Raw genomic sequence first — 14,377 nt, 5'->3', positions numbered from 1 at the left:
CTATGCCCAGAAATCATACCCAAATAGCGAAAATGGGCTAAATTAGGTATAATGGTTGCATCTATGAAGGGAGCTGTGACGGTAATTGGACGACAAGATTTTGCATACGCTTGAATATCGCAAGATTTTAAATAAATTGATGCAGTATACGCAGACGCCGATGGGACGGCTGACCGCCGAGCTACTGAAGCCCTCCGGGGATTTCGAAGGGGTGAAGCTGCTCCTGCTGGCTACGGATGAGGCGGTTAACGTGGACCGGCTGAAGGGGATTCCTTCGTTCGGCGGCGTGACCGATATCCGGCCTGCGCTGAAGCGTGCATCAATTGGCGGGATGCTGGGAACTGCGGAGCTGCTCTCGGTGGGCAACACCATTGGCGGAGCGCGCCGGGTGAAGCGGTTCCTCCATGCCATGAATGAGGATGAGAGCATTCCTACGCTCTTCGCGCAGAGTGATCTGCTGTCGGAGCAGAAGCCTGTTGAGGATGCCATCCGGCAGTGTATTGACGAGAACGCCGATGTCATGGATTCGGCGAGTACGGAGCTTGCCTCCATCCGCCGCGAGCTTCGCGGGGGAGAGACGCGTATCCGCGAGAAGCTGGATTCGATGATCCGCTCCTCCTCGGTATCGAAGATGCTGCAGGATCAACTGGTGACGATCCGTGGAGACCGGTTCGTCATTCCGGTGAAGGCCGAATACCGTGCCCATTTCGGCGGTATTGTGCATGACCAGTCCGGATCGGGGGCAACGCTGTTCATCGAGCCGGAATCCATCGTAGCGATGAATAACAAGCTGCGGGAGACCCGTCTGCGTGAGGAACGCGAGATCGAGATCATCCTGCACCGCTTGACTGCCCTTGTCGGCGACATCGCCGAAGAGATGGCTTATGACATCGACATTCTCGGCGGGCTGGACTTCATCTTCGCCAAAGCGCGCCTCGCACGCGATATGAAGGCTACCCAGCCGCGGATGAATGACCGCGGATATCTGCGCCTGCGCAAAGGGCGCCATCCGCTTATTCCGGCGGAGCAGGTCGTGCCGCTGGATGTGGAGCTCGGCAACAACTACAGCTCCATCATCGTCACCGGGCCGAATACGGGCGGGAAGACGGTTACCCTGAAGACCATTGGCCTGCTCAGCCTGATGGCGATGTCGGGGTTGTTCATTCCGGCAGAGGAAGGCAGCCAGCTCTGTGTCTTCGATGCCATCTACGCCGACATTGGCGACGAGCAGAGTATTGAGCAGAGTCTCAGTACCTTCTCCAGCCACATGACCAATATCATATCCATCCTGAAGCGGATGACGCCGAAGAGCCTGATTCTGCTGGATGAGGTGGGGGCCGGTACAGATCCGGCGGAGGGCTCCGCTCTGGCGATTGCCATTCTGGAGCATATCCACCGGACCGAATCCCGGATGGTTGCAACCACCCATTACAGTGAATTGAAGGCTTATGCTTATGAGCGTGCAGGCGTCATTAATGCCAGTATGGAATTCGATGTGCAGAGTCTGAGCCCGACGTACCGGCTGCTCGTCGGGGTGCCTGGACGAAGCAATGCGTTCGCCATTGCCGAGCGTCTGGGGATGCCTGGCACCATTCTTGAGCACGCCCGCGGCGAGGTCAATGAAGAAGACCTGCGCGTCGAGCATATGATTGCTTCGCTGGAGGAGAACCGCCTCACCGCTGAGAACGAACGCTTACGGGCGGAGGTTATCCGCCGCGAAGCGGAAGAATTCCGCAAGCGGCAGCAGCTGGAGCTGGAGAAGCTGGAAGGCCAGCGCGACAAACGTCTGGAGAAGGCGGAGAAGGATGCCAGCGATATCCTTGCCAAGGCCCGCAAGGAAGCCGAGGAGATTATCAGCGACCTCCGCCGCCTGGCGATGGAGGAAGGGGCTTCCGTCAAGGAGCATAAGCTGATTGAAGCCCGGCGCCGTCTGGATGAGGCAGAGCCTGCGCCGCGTAAGAAGGTATTGCCGCGCAGCACCGCCAAGGCGCCGCGTAAGATTCAGCCGGGGGACGAAGTCAAGGTGGCGAATGTGAACCAGAAGGGCCTTGTGGTCGAGCTGAGCGGAACCAAGGAAGCCGTAGTCCAGTTCGGCATTATGAAGATGAAGGTGAATCTGAGCGATCTGGAGTTCCTGGCTTCCGCACCGGATTCGCCTCCGCCCGCCCTGCGCCGGGCCACAACGGTCAAGCGTACGCGTGATGAGAATGTCCGCAGTGAGCTTGATTTGCGCGGTGCCAATCTGGAAGAAGCCATTATGGAGACCGACCGCTTCATCGACGAAGCGTTCCTTGGCAACCTGGGGCAGATCTCGATTATCCACGGTAAGGGTACGGGAGTCCTGCGTACAGGAATACAGGAATACCTCCGCAAGCATAAGCATGTCAAAAGCTATCGGCTGGGGAATTACAATGAAGGCGGCGCGGGTGTCACAGTGGCTGAACTGGAGTAGTTCCGGCAGAAAGAGGGAGAAGCATGCAGGATAATATTGATCTTTTGCTGGAACATCCGCTGGGAGCGCTGCTGGGCTACTTCACTGTGGCCATATTGGGTCTGGTCGTATTCCTGTCATTCTTTGAGATGGTGACGAAATACAACTGCTGGGAAGAAATCCGCAAGGGGAATGTGGCTGTAGCGATGGCAACCGGAGGCAAAATCTTCGGGATCTGCAATATTCTGCGCTTCAGCATTGAAGCGGGAGCGTCGATCTATGAGACGATGAAATGGTCGGTGGTAGGCTTCATGCTGCTGATCCTGGCTTACTTCCTGTTTGAATTTCTGACTCCGGTCTTCTCGATTGATGACGAGATTGCTGCAGACAACCGGGCTGTAGGACTGACAGCAATGCTGATTTCTGTTTCATTATCTTATGTGATCGGCGCGGCTATATTTTGAATTAGGGAGCAGGGAATTATGAAGATTCTGGTTCGGATTCTGTTCATTTCCGCCCTGGCTTTTATAGCGGCCGGCATTATCTATTTAACGGTTAATTGAACCGAATGTGAGCAGTGAAGGAGATTGTACAGATGGAGACAACAGTTTGCCCATGGTGCCATACCGAGATTGTATGGGATGAGGAGTTTGGACCCGAGGATACCTGTCCTCATTGCAATAATGAGCTTAGCGGCTACCGCACAGTTACGATTGGGGCGGAGGATCTTGAAGATGAGGAGCCGGATGCTGCGGAGGCTTCCGGAGAGGAAGAGGTCAGCGACGAGGATCTGTGGGATGATGACGATAAGGATAGCGTCGTGCCTATATTCAACACCCTGGTCCAGTTCGGTGACGATTATGATCTGACGCGTTATGAGCAGAGTGTATCGGCTATTCTGGCGGCTCAGCTTGAAGCGCCGGAGTGTCCGCAATGCCATGAGCTGATGATTCATTCCGGTACCCAGCAGGTAAGCGGCTTTACTCCGGCAACGCCTGAAGCACTGGGCGGCACAGCCGTGCTGAAGCCTCCGTTCTCGCTGAATCTGTTCGTGTGCCCTTCCTGCTTCCATGTGCAGCACAGCCTGGCGCAGGAAGACCGCATCCAGCTTGTCCGTAATCTCAGTACTGCCGCCGAATAATTCGTATTCATGCTTTCCCTGCAAATTGGACATGTTAGTGATAGATGAGGTGCCAAGAAACTGCAGGGAGGTATAGCATGAGAGGGTTAGTACGGGGACAGGCGGCGCTGCTGCTTGCCGTAGGCGGGCTATATCTGCTGGCTACGGTGCTGGCAGGGACTTTTTTGAACGTGTACCTGTGGAAAAGCCGGCCGGATTTCGCCATGATCGGCTGGTTTACGGTGGCACAGCAAATGGCCGTCGGTCTCAGCTTTTGGCTGGGCGGCAAATGGGTGAAACAGCATAACAAAATGAATGCCCTACGGCTGGGAATTGCCGTTTCGGGCTTTTTTTATTTGCTGGTGCTGTGGCTGCGCGGGGACGCTGTGCATTACATCTGGCCGCTGGGCTTGATTCTCGGGCTTGCGATCGGGTTCTACTGGCTGGCCTTCAATATTGTCTTCTTTGAGATTACCGATGCCGGCAACCGCGATTTCTATAACGGCTGGATGGGGCTGCTCGGTTCGCTGACAGGGATTGTCGGCCCGTGGGTCTCCGGCTGGATGATCTCCTACTGGCAGGGCGGGCGGGGGTACCGCATCGTATTTATCCTGTCACTCTGTATTTATGGGGTGGCGGCTGTGCTCAGCTTCGGTCTGCACAAGCGGCCGCGCGGCGGAGCCTACCTCTGGCTGGAGCCATGGCGCGAGCTTAGCCGCCGGGATAGCCCCTGGCGGCCCGCTGCGGCCGCGCTATTGTTCCAGGGCATCCGGGAGGGCGTATTCTCATTCCTGATCGGACTGCTGGTCTACATTGCGGCCCGGGAGGAGAGCAAGCTGGGGCAGTTCGCGCTGCTTACCTCCGCCGTATCGCTGATCAGCTATTACACCGCAGGCAAATGGTTCAAGCCCCGGGCCCGTCTCGGCGGGATGCTGGCGGGCAGTCTGCTGCTGGCAGCCTTCGTCCTGCCGCTGCTGTGGAAGGTCAATTACACCACGCTGCTGATCATGGGGATCGGCACCTCACTGTGCCTTCCGCTCTATATGCTGCCGATGGTTTCTACCAGCTTCGACCTGATGGGCGTCTCTGAAGAGAGCGCCGGGAAACGGGTGGAGCTGGTTGTGCTGAGGGAGCTTAGCCTGATGAGCGGCCGGCTCCTCGGCCTGCTGGTGTTCATCGCTGTGCTGTCGGTCAATCAGTCTCCGCAGACGATTACCCTGCTCATGCTGCTGCTGGGTGCAGCGCCGCTGGGAAGCTGGCTGATGCTGCGGCGGTTGCTGCATTAAATGTTCACAGAATGTACAATATTAAATGATTCAAATATAGGGTATTATTGCCAAGGTAAGTACAGATTGTAATTGAAGTGAATTGCAAATGGATTCTCTTGATTTAACCATTAGAACTACAAAGGCAAACCTGCACGAAAGTCAGGGACGCAAAGCCACGGGCCTTACGCACAGGATAGTAACAGCTAATCTGTGAATGGTAGCCGGGCCGCTTTTTCCAGTGGTTTTTTTGCGCCCTTTTTTAAATTGAATTGTTAATTGAGCGGAGGTCTTTTATGACAAACAAGAAAAGCTTTATAAGTAAAATATTGTGTTTTATCATTCTGGCTCAATTCCTGACGCCTTTTGTGGGATTCCCTATGATGAAGATATCTGCGCAGGACAGCATGCTTAAGGTCAGGTTCCAGCCCGAAGAAATTCCGGTGCAAGACGGGGAAATCGCGGATTTCGGATCGGTGTTTAGCTTGAAAAACAATTACTCCTACGGCTGGAATATGGACCATAGAGATGTTACGGTCTCAAGAGATACCTACGATAACTCCGGCTTCAATAGCCTGACACGAATTCGTCCTGACGGAAAATGGGAGATTGAACTGGACAATGGTACTTATGAAGTTGCGGTAACCGTAGGCGACTCTGTCTATGACAGCAACAATTCCCTTACAGTTGAGAACGTCAAAGTGATAGAGGGGCTGTCTCTTGAAGCAGGCCAGCATAGAACCGTTAAGAAGACAGTTGCTGTAGAAGATGGAAGATTAACTGTAAGTCAACTCAAGGGTTCCGGAATTGAAACGGCTCTGAATAGCCTGGAGATTTCGTTAGTTAAGATGTACACTCCTACGTTGATCCCCCCTCAAATCCGCTTGCCTTTTGAACCCAATAAGGTCGCAGGAGACAAAGTAATTCTATCGGGTAGTATGACCAATATACATAATGCTCCTCCGTTTATTCGTGTGAATGGACTGCAAGGAGAAATTTCCAGGCATATCCGCGAACAAATCGAATCTATTGATCAACAAATACAACAGTACAGCAAAAATGCAGTTCCAGTTGGAAATGCTGATATTGAGACAATCCAGAGGTCTATCCACTCAAGCGACAAGAAACCCGCAATTATATCGACAGGACACCTGAATTTAGAATCAAGTGTTACCTTCGGAAGTGTGGATCAGCCCGTCATTTTGATAGCGGATGGCATTAATACTAATCGGAATCTGAATATAACCGTGTACGGATCTTTAATCCTTCGCGGTGGACTGAATGCAAACACGCAATTAAATATCAATATTCTCAATCCTGGACAGGGTACGGATCTTGGTGACCTCTGGGCAAAGGGCGCTGTGCATCTAAATAACAATTCCAATGTGCATGTAGATCATGAGCTGTTTGCAGGTTCCTTGATTTATAACAATGGCACACTAGAGCTTGCAGCGAAGCGGATATTAGTTGAAGGTAATATGAACATCAACACTTCTGTAACAATGAACATAGAGGAAGAAATGTCTGTCGGAGAGATTGTATCCAATAATTCGCAAGCTGATTTAAACATAACCCAAGGAGATTTGTTTGTCCGTGACAATGTCAGTGTGAATAATCATTTGAATATAACTACTGGCGGATTATTCGCAGTAGGCGGCAACATGATCTCCAATCAAAGACCTGTCATCCATACCGGGAATGAAGCCGGGGGACGTACGTTACTGAAATATGTTCTATCAGGCCTTAAGGCGGAGTATTTCAGCGGAAATAACTTTACGGGCAAGAAGGCAGTGAAGGTGGATGACTCTATTTCTCTGTCAGGGCAACCCGTCTTGGGTGTGCCAGGCATAGCGGATCAGCGTTTTTCAGTAAGATGGACGGGCCAAATTCAGCCTAATTATTCGGATCAGTACATCTTCTCGGTACATACGTCCGGCGGAGTGAAGCTTTGGATTGACGATCAGCTTCTTGTAGATGCCTGGTCTGCGAAGCAGCATGTGGAACAAGGGGCCATCCAGCTTGAAGCCGGAAAGAAATATAACCTGAAGATGGAATATGCAAATGAGATGGGCAATCCTCAGGCCAGCTTAGTCTGGGAAAGCGGGCAACAGATTCGTGAAGTAGTCCCATCTGTATCTCTAAGACCTTTTTCTATACCGGCCATAACTGCAAGCGCCGAAGATACAGCGATTTCACTGAAATGGCCATCATTATTTAATGCAGATGGGTATGAGGTGGAGTTCGATAAGGAAATTACTGTTCTCGGCAGTGAGCCTTACTTTTCCAAGACTGTGCTTGATCCAGGTACTGAACATTTCTATCGCATCCGGGCAAATAGCGGAGACATCAAAGGGGAGTGGTCTACTGTTGCTTCGTATTGGACCTTGCCTGCCGTTCCCCGGAGCATCCAGCTGACTTCAACAAGTCATACGATTACTCTGGATTGGGAGCCGGTGATCGGGGCCTCCAGTTATGAAATTGAGGTCAATAACAGCACCAAAAATATAGGCTCCGTGTTAACTTACCAGGAACATGATTTGAATCCGAATATGCCTAAGATCTTCCGCATCAGAGCTGTGAACAGCAGCGGATCAGGAGCATGGAGCGACATTATTACGAAAACCACCCTTGTTGGGGTGCCTTCCAAGCTACAAGGGATAGCGGGCGATACCTCCGTTCATTTGCGCTGGGATGCTGTGTCAGGTGCCGCTGCCTATGACTTGGAATTAGACGGTGTGTTATTTAGTGACATTACGGAACCATCCTATGTACATGATGGTCTTAAGCCTAACAGTCAGCATAGTTACCGGGTAAGAGCAAAGAATGACAATGGGGTCAGTGAATGGAGCGAACCCATCACAGTATATACTGCACCTGGAGTTCCGCAGAATCTTGCAGCTACAGTACAGGGGAACTCTATTCATGTAGTATGGGACCGAGTTGCCGGTGCCACAGGTTATGACATAGAAGTAGACGGAGACATTCTGGATAACAAGTTAATGAATGATTATACTCATTCGCGGCTTGATTTGAATTCAGAGCATACCTACAGAGTACGTGCGAGAAATGACAATACAGCAGGGAACTGGACTGCAACGATTGTCTATTCAACCCATCCGGGAGTCCCGAATAATATACAGACTTCAGCTGAAAGCAATCAAATTACAATAACCTGGGACCTGGTTACAGGTGCTGCGGGTTACGAGATTGAATTGGACGGTACAACGATTCGTGCAGTTACGGATAATCTGTACATCCATAAGAATCTTCAACCCTACTCCACTCATAAATACCGGATAAGAGCCATAAGTGCAGCAGGGGCAGCGGAGTGGAGCGGGTTCGTGTCAGCAACTACTATTTTTGGGAAACCATCGAATCTGCGGGCTGTTCCTACAAATACAAGTATTAAGCTAACGTGGGACAAGGTAGAGAATGCAACCGGCTATGATATTCTGCTGGATGGTGAAGTTCTGAACAATGGAGAAGCATTGTCCTATAATCATGCAGGGCTGGAGCCTTATTCCTGGCATAACTACCGGGTGAGAGCCAAGCATGGAAGCTTCCTCGGAGAATGGAGTGAGCCGCTGACTATTGCCACAGTGCTCGGGATTCCGGGTAATGTGAAGACCGAAACCAAAAGCAATCAAATTCGTCTATCCTGGGACTCCGTTACTGGAGCGACAGGTTATGAAATCGAAGCTGACGGTACAATTATTGATAATGGTAGCAAGGTTACTTTCACGCATACAGGATTGTCGCCAAATACCAAGCACAACTATCGTATACGGGCCAAAAACACTCTGGTGGTTAGCGAATGGAGCGAGTGGACTACCTTAGTTACAGGCATTACAGCACCGGCTATGCCTCAGAATCTTCGGGGCGATGTTACGGTGAACTCCATTCAGCTTGCTTGGGATTCGGTGAATGGAGCATCCGGCTACGATGTGGAAGTCGATGGACAGATCATCTCGTATTCCAATCACTTGGAATATACACATAGCGGGTTAGAGCCCAATACCATGCACGCTTATCGGGTTCGGGCTAAGAACGGCGGGGTCAGCAGCGACTGGTCAGAGCTTTTGAAGAAAACAACCACTCCAGCATTAACGATCAAACCGGAAAAAGATTCCCAGCTTAATTTTGTAATGATCATCCCTTATAAAAATGGAAAGTCAGAGCGGCAAGTTACAGTCACATACAATGCCAAGGATCTTGAGATCATGGATCTTCGTGCAGAGACTCCTGATCTGGAGCTTGGGACTGGAATCATTACAAGAACACCTGTAAATATCATCCGTTTTGAACCGGGGACAATAGTCTTCAGCGTACAAACGAACGATAAGGCTGCGATGAACACCTTTATCTTCACTGCCCTGACTAATCAATTTACTAAAGTAACCTATACCATAGAATAGATTCAATAGCGGTAGGAGAGGAACTATGAGGGATATGTTGAGAAAATGGACTTCTATTTTATGTGTTTTTGTAATGGTTACTTTGAATTGCTTCTTAGGAGGCTTGCAGGTTAAGGCGGCTGGGGAGTCTAACATTGTTAGCTTTGCAGATCTTCACTTCGATGGTTTCATAAAAACGGCTGGATATGTGTCAGACATGGGTAATATTGCAGAAATTACGTTGGATATGCCAGGAATTACACTCAAGAATATTCGCTTTGATCTATCTACAAGACAAATGAGTTACGATATCGCTTTGGACCATGCAGCCGTTATGACTTCAGGCTCACGTACCGATTGGAACTCTGACAATCAACGTACAAGATACTTGGACATAACTGTTTATGCGAGTAATTCAAGCAGTAGTTCTAGTGCAGAGTACTATACACATACACGTGTAGAAAATTTGAATTGGGGTTTTACTCCTACAAGCAACACGTTCATAACCAATGCAGGTGACTTTGTTGTGCAGCATGGGGGAGCACTGGCTGGTGAAATTCCAACAAAGATCAGCATTGGGGTATATGCAGGGGATAATAACCATAGGCCAAATGAGCCTTCTAATGGCTGGAGAAACTCACTCTCTGAGTATCTCCCGGAGAAGAACCTTACCTCCAATGCCGCTCCTTCAATTACCATACCATCACCGAACGGACAGCAGCTTGGTCCAAGCTCCTTGTTTGTCCCTGTGATAGGGGTAACAGATTCAAACGGTGATGCGCTTGAGCTGAAGTACTTTGTGGACTCGGAGGCAGCAGCAAGGGAGAGTAAGACCGTAACCAATACAGCCACAATGCAAACCGTATCTTTCAGCCCTTTGAATGTAGCTTCTATGTCCGAAGGCAGCCATACCATCCGGTTTACGGCCAGCGATGGAAAGGTCACCACCCAGAATTCTATTACTATCTTTGTGGATAAATCGCCTCCTGCGATTGGAAATGTAAATATAATTTCTTCAGACTCACAGGTTCAAGTATCAGGAACCGCCGCAGATTCTATATCAGGGCTGGATAATGTCCCTTACCGTTACACCGTAGGGAGTCAGTCCAGCGGCTGGACTACTAATCCAAGCTTCACTGCCACGGGGTTGGCTTCAAACACTGCATTTTATACAAAGATTGAAGCTAGAGATAAAGTGGGAAATATCGCGGTCCATGAGCAGAATGTCTACACGAGAGCGCAGGTTCCATCACTATCTCTTCAGCAAAATGGTGAAACTTCGCTAATGATGCAGCTGCATGATCAGAATGCTGCTTCAACTCAATATTTGATTCAAATGGGTACTTCTTATGTTACTTCGTCCGGCAGTCTTACCTCTTCACCTGTATGGATTACCCCAGCCAGTAAAACCGTAATAATCAATGGCTTAACAGCAAATACATCCTACACCTTCCAGGCTAAATCCAGAAATAATGAAGGAGTAGAGACGGCGTTCGGAGCTGCTGCAAGCGGAACTACATTGGCTGCGGCACCCAGTGGAATCACTGCAGAAGCTTCACAGCAATGGATCAAGCTTGAATGGCCTTCATCAGCTAATGCTCTAGGTTATGAAGTGGAGGCATCCGGAGCGATTATCCATAATGGAACTTCTACTACCTATACTCAAAATGGATTATTACCTAATACTCAACACACTTATAGAGTTAGGGTTATTAATGCAGGAGGCACAAGTCAATGGAGTCAACCCTTTATCAAGCTGACCTTACCCGAACCTCCGGTTGCGCCAGTGAATTTACTGACGGTACCTTCGCAGAAATTCATTTCATTAACCTGGGATTTGGTTCCTCATGCTACGCGGTATGAAGTGGAAGCAGATGGAGTTGTGACGGACAATGGAAAGCTTAACTCCTTCATGCACAAAGATCTGGAAGCTTCAACGGATCATACTTATCGTGTAAGAGCCGGTAATACTGGAGGAGTGAGTGAATGGAGCCAGCCTGCCAGTCAACAGACATGGCCTAACCCGCCAGAATCTCCAACGAAGATAGCTGCAGTACAGGATATACATACTGTAATTGTAAAGTGGGATGAGATGGAGCGGGCCAGCGGTTACGAGATTGAAGTGGACGGGCTGATTATTGATAATAAAAAGCTGACCAGCTATACCCATGAGGGATTAGCTGCACTTAGCGGCCATACCTACAGAATACGCGCGGTCAATATTGGGGGCAAAAGTGCGTGGAGTTCTCCCCTGGATGTAACCACCCATCCCGAGATCCCTGATGTGCCTACAAACATAATGACGACAGCGGATGAGAGACAGATTACAGCATCGTGGCGTACCGTTCCCCATACCGATAGCTATGACATCGAGATGGATAACGGGGCTGTAACCAATGTTACGGAGAATATATTCGTGCATGACCAGCTCCCTGCGGATTCCAGACATACCTATAGAATTAGGGCGAACAATATCAGCGGGCACAGTGAATGGTCCAAGCCTATAATCATGACTACCATGCCGGCGGGGATGAATACAGAATCCTTAACGAATGTTGTCGCAGTAGTAACGAATAAATCTATCACCCTGTCCTGGGATACAGTTGCCACTGACGCAAGATATGAAATCGAGGTAGACGGCAAATTATTGGATAATGCTGCGGATACCATTTACAATCATGTCGGGCTTCGTGCCGAAGAATATCATCTGTATAAAATCAGAGTGAAGCAAGCAAATGAACGCGGGGACTGGGTTGCAGTCTTAGCCCTCTCAACACTTCCCAACCTGCCGGATTCGCCTTCCAAAATAGAAGGGTTTGCCCAAAATTCGTCTATTGAATTGCGCTGGGAGAAGATAGACGGCGCTAATGGCTACCAGCTTGAGGTAGACGGGAAAACGATTGATGTCGGCAACAATATAAACTATCTGCATAATGAGCTTCTGTCAGGAACTGCCCATACCTACCGGGTTAGGGCGAAGAATACTACAGGAGTGACAGCTTGGAGCCCTGCGTTGCAAAAGAGCACTACAAGTCCGGATTACGTTCTTAAAGTGAAGAAGGATGGGACAGCAAGCCTGACACTATTGGCTCAGAATGTACAGGATTTCAGTGAATTGGAATTTGTTGTGACCTATAATCCGGATGAACTTGAATTAATAGATTTATATGATTTCACTCCAGTCAGTGATCTGTCTAACGGAAGGGTTCCCGGTTCTAATCTAACTGCAACGTATACGGCTGGAAAAGTTACATTGTCTATGGATCAGAATGTTGTGCCTGGTACCTCTTGGTCCGGCGAAATAACCACGCTCATGTTCAAGTCGAGAATAACAGGTGAGAGCAACGTTAAAGTTACGGTAGATTGAATGATGCTGAAGGTGAAGGGGAATTGAAATGATTCACAAACGAAAGGTTAAATATATATCTTTGGCTATCATAGTGGCTCTGCTGGCTGAGGCTGCCATTATTAGCTTTCCCAAGCTTAACAAAGAGGAAGCCATACAAGAATCTTCCCGGCAACAAGACGAACAGACAGCCGCAGAGCTTTCCAATCTGAGCGGAGTTGCCGCCAAGCATATTTTAGAGATGAAACAAGCAGGCTCCTCATGGAATGAAATCACGGAGACCTTGAAACATCAGCTCCCAGCTAACAATAAAGAAGATAAGCTGAGTCGTTCAAATCTGCTTCATGAGGCAGGTCTGGGTGAGGAATTACTTAATGAACTTCGGCAGAAGGGCTACGATGATGATGAGATCATGGAAGCCAAAATGTTGACCGAAAGAACCATGCAGCAATTGAAAGAGGTTACCGGCAGTGCGGCAATTTCAGCTACAGTGGAGGCTCCGGCTGCAATGTCAGATATGAACGCGTCAGCCGAAGAGGAGTTGCAATCCGCATACGTGGCAATCAACGGGCAATTCAATGAGGGGGAGGCAGTCACTCTCCTTCTCACCCTGCAGCAGGATTTGGGTTCGATGGAGGAAGTGATGAATGAATACTTACTGTCGCTTCAAATCGGGCTGAACCTGAAGGATTACATCACTGACCCCAAAATGTATCAGGAAAATAAAGAGCAAAAAACAATCACATTAAGAGAAGGCGAAATTGTAACGCTGGAACTTCTTGAGAAGACCATGTTAGAGAAGCTACAGCAGGGTAAGGAAGAACTTCATCGTGAAGTCGAAGAGGGAATCTCAGAAGTGAAGAGCCTTACAAACGAAGGGCAAAACTCTCTGCTTCCCGATATTAATCCCCCTACAGTGCAAGATGTGATGCCGCAGAATCCGGCCGAAGCAGTCAGACAAGAAATTCAGGCGATGAATCCTAATTATAAATAGAGGAGTTAACAGGAATGAACAAACGTAAGATCCTTCAAGTTTCAGCTTTTATCATCATTCTGGCAGTGGTGTTCCAGGCAGGGGTATTTGCCTATGCCAAGGTAGCTGTTACTCCTAAAGTGGAGACTAAGGCAAGTAATGGAGTTAGCTCAGGACCCGTGCAGTCCGAAGTGGTTCGTAGTACATTCGATCAGTTTCTTAAAGAGTTTACTGTTCAAGAAGCTTATCGTACACAGATTGAACAATGGGTTACCGGCGGTTATAGCCGTGCTGATGTAATGACCGCTTATGACTTCTTATATCACAATTTCGGTACGATCAAGGATGGGGCTACATTGCTTGAGGCTGCAGCTGCCGGGAAGGACTGGGCGACCCTTTTTACACAATATCGTGAGACCCATGCAGAGTTTATCCCAAGATCTTTTGATCCGGCGGAGCTTGAGCTGCTGATGCAGATGCAAGGGGCAACTTCGGATGACATTATGATCGCTGACAGATTATCTTTTGTAACCGGCAAGGTACTTGGAGACTTGTTGAACGCTAAGCTCAAGGAAGGGAAGTGGAGCGGTGTTTTTGTGCGGGAAAGCGTGCTTTACAGCGGGGATTCTTTCCCGAGGGTTCAACTAACAGAGCAAGAACTACATAAGTATACTCAGAATGGCAAGCTTACGGAGCAGCAGGTGACACATGCCTTTGTTCTGGCACACAAGCTGGGGGAGTCTGCCGAGGTTGTGGTTAGCAAGCTTGCGCAAGGGGTTTCAGATGAAATGATCATGGCCCAGAGTTATCTGGAAAAGTACGGAGAATAATTTAACAGGCAGACGGGG

8 protein-coding genes and 1 riboswitch are annotated in these 14,377 nt (G+C 49.3%); all 8 genes read left to right on the top strand.

Features of this window, described 5'->3' with window-relative positions:
- The first annotated feature begins 85 nt into the window (after positions 1-85).
- The 8 genes from HQN87_RS23115 to HQN87_RS23080 all read left to right on the top strand — a co-directional run bounded on the left by HQN87_RS23115 (position 86) and on the right by HQN87_RS23080 (position 14,359).
- Complete coding sequence (locus HQN87_RS23115; protein ID WP_173138088.1) at positions 86-2,452, top strand: endonuclease MutS2; 2,367 nt, start codon at positions 86-88, stop codon at positions 2,450-2,452.
- Between the two features lie 23 nt (positions 2,453-2,475).
- A complete protein-coding gene (locus HQN87_RS23110) occupies positions 2,476-2,895 on the top strand; it encodes a DUF350 domain-containing protein (RefSeq protein WP_173138086.1) in 420 nt (139 codons plus the stop codon).
- Between the two features lie 131 nt (positions 2,896-3,026).
- The gene (locus HQN87_RS23105; RefSeq protein ID WP_173138084.1) at positions 3,027-3,572 is read left to right on the top strand and encodes a hypothetical protein; all 546 of its coding nucleotides are present in this window, start codon (positions 3,027-3,029) and stop codon (positions 3,570-3,572) included.
- Positions 3,573-3,649: 77 nt separating this feature from the next.
- Positions 3,650-4,837, top strand: a complete 1,188-nt coding sequence (locus HQN87_RS23100; protein WP_173138082.1) for an MFS transporter — start codon at positions 3,650-3,652, stop codon at positions 4,835-4,837.
- A gap of 113 nt (positions 4,838-4,950) precedes the next feature.
- A riboswitch (cyclic di-GMP riboswitch) is annotated at positions 4,951-5,053 on the top strand.
- Positions 5,054-5,196: 143 nt separating this feature from the next.
- Positions 5,197-9,231, top strand: a complete 4,035-nt coding sequence (locus HQN87_RS23095; RefSeq protein WP_173138080.1) for a fibronectin type III domain-containing protein — start codon at positions 5,197-5,199, stop codon at positions 9,229-9,231.
- A gap of 25 nt (positions 9,232-9,256) precedes the next feature.
- Complete coding sequence (locus HQN87_RS23090; protein WP_173138078.1) at positions 9,257-12,577, top strand: fibronectin type III domain-containing protein; 3,321 nt, start codon at positions 9,257-9,259, stop codon at positions 12,575-12,577.
- Positions 12,578-12,605: 28 nt separating this feature from the next.
- Positions 12,606-13,550, top strand: a complete 945-nt coding sequence (locus tag HQN87_RS23085; RefSeq protein ID WP_173138076.1) for a hypothetical protein — start codon at positions 12,606-12,608, stop codon at positions 13,548-13,550.
- A gap of 14 nt (positions 13,551-13,564) precedes the next feature.
- Entirely contained in the window at positions 13,565-14,359 is a 795-nt protein-coding gene (locus tag HQN87_RS23080; RefSeq protein WP_173138074.1) for a hypothetical protein, read from the top strand.
- Positions 14,360-14,377: the final 18 nt, after the last annotated feature.

The organism is Paenibacillus tritici, from assembly GCF_013204885.1.
In the GTDB taxonomy this organism is placed as follows: Bacteria; Bacillota; Bacilli; order Paenibacillales; family Paenibacillaceae; genus Paenibacillus_AQ; species Paenibacillus_AQ tritici.
This window is presented reverse-complemented; position numbering and strand designations above follow the sequence as displayed.

What these genes read in the sequence shown, in the direction of transcription:
- HQN87_RS23110 (WP_173138086.1), top strand. Translation starts at nt 2,476, where the DNA reads ATGCAGGATAATATTGATCTTTTGCTGGAACATCCGCTGGGAGCGCTG.
- HQN87_RS23105 (WP_173138084.1), top strand. Translation starts at nt 3,027, where the DNA reads ATGGAGACAACAGTTTGCCCATGGTGCCATACCGAGATTGTATGGGAT.
- HQN87_RS23100 (WP_173138082.1), top strand. Translation starts at nt 3,650, where the DNA reads ATGAGAGGGTTAGTACGGGGACAGGCGGCGCTGCTGCTTGCCGTAGGC.
- HQN87_RS23095 (WP_173138080.1), top strand. Translation starts at nt 5,197, where the DNA reads ATGATGAAGATATCTGCGCAGGACAGCATGCTTAAGGTCAGGTTCCAG.
- HQN87_RS23090 (WP_173138078.1), top strand. Translation starts at nt 9,257, where the DNA reads ATGAGGGATATGTTGAGAAAATGGACTTCTATTTTATGTGTTTTTGTA.
- HQN87_RS23085 (WP_173138076.1), top strand. Translation starts at nt 12,606, where the DNA reads ATGATTCACAAACGAAAGGTTAAATATATATCTTTGGCTATCATAGTG.
- HQN87_RS23080 (WP_173138074.1), top strand. Translation starts at nt 13,565, where the DNA reads ATGAACAAACGTAAGATCCTTCAAGTTTCAGCTTTTATCATCATTCTG.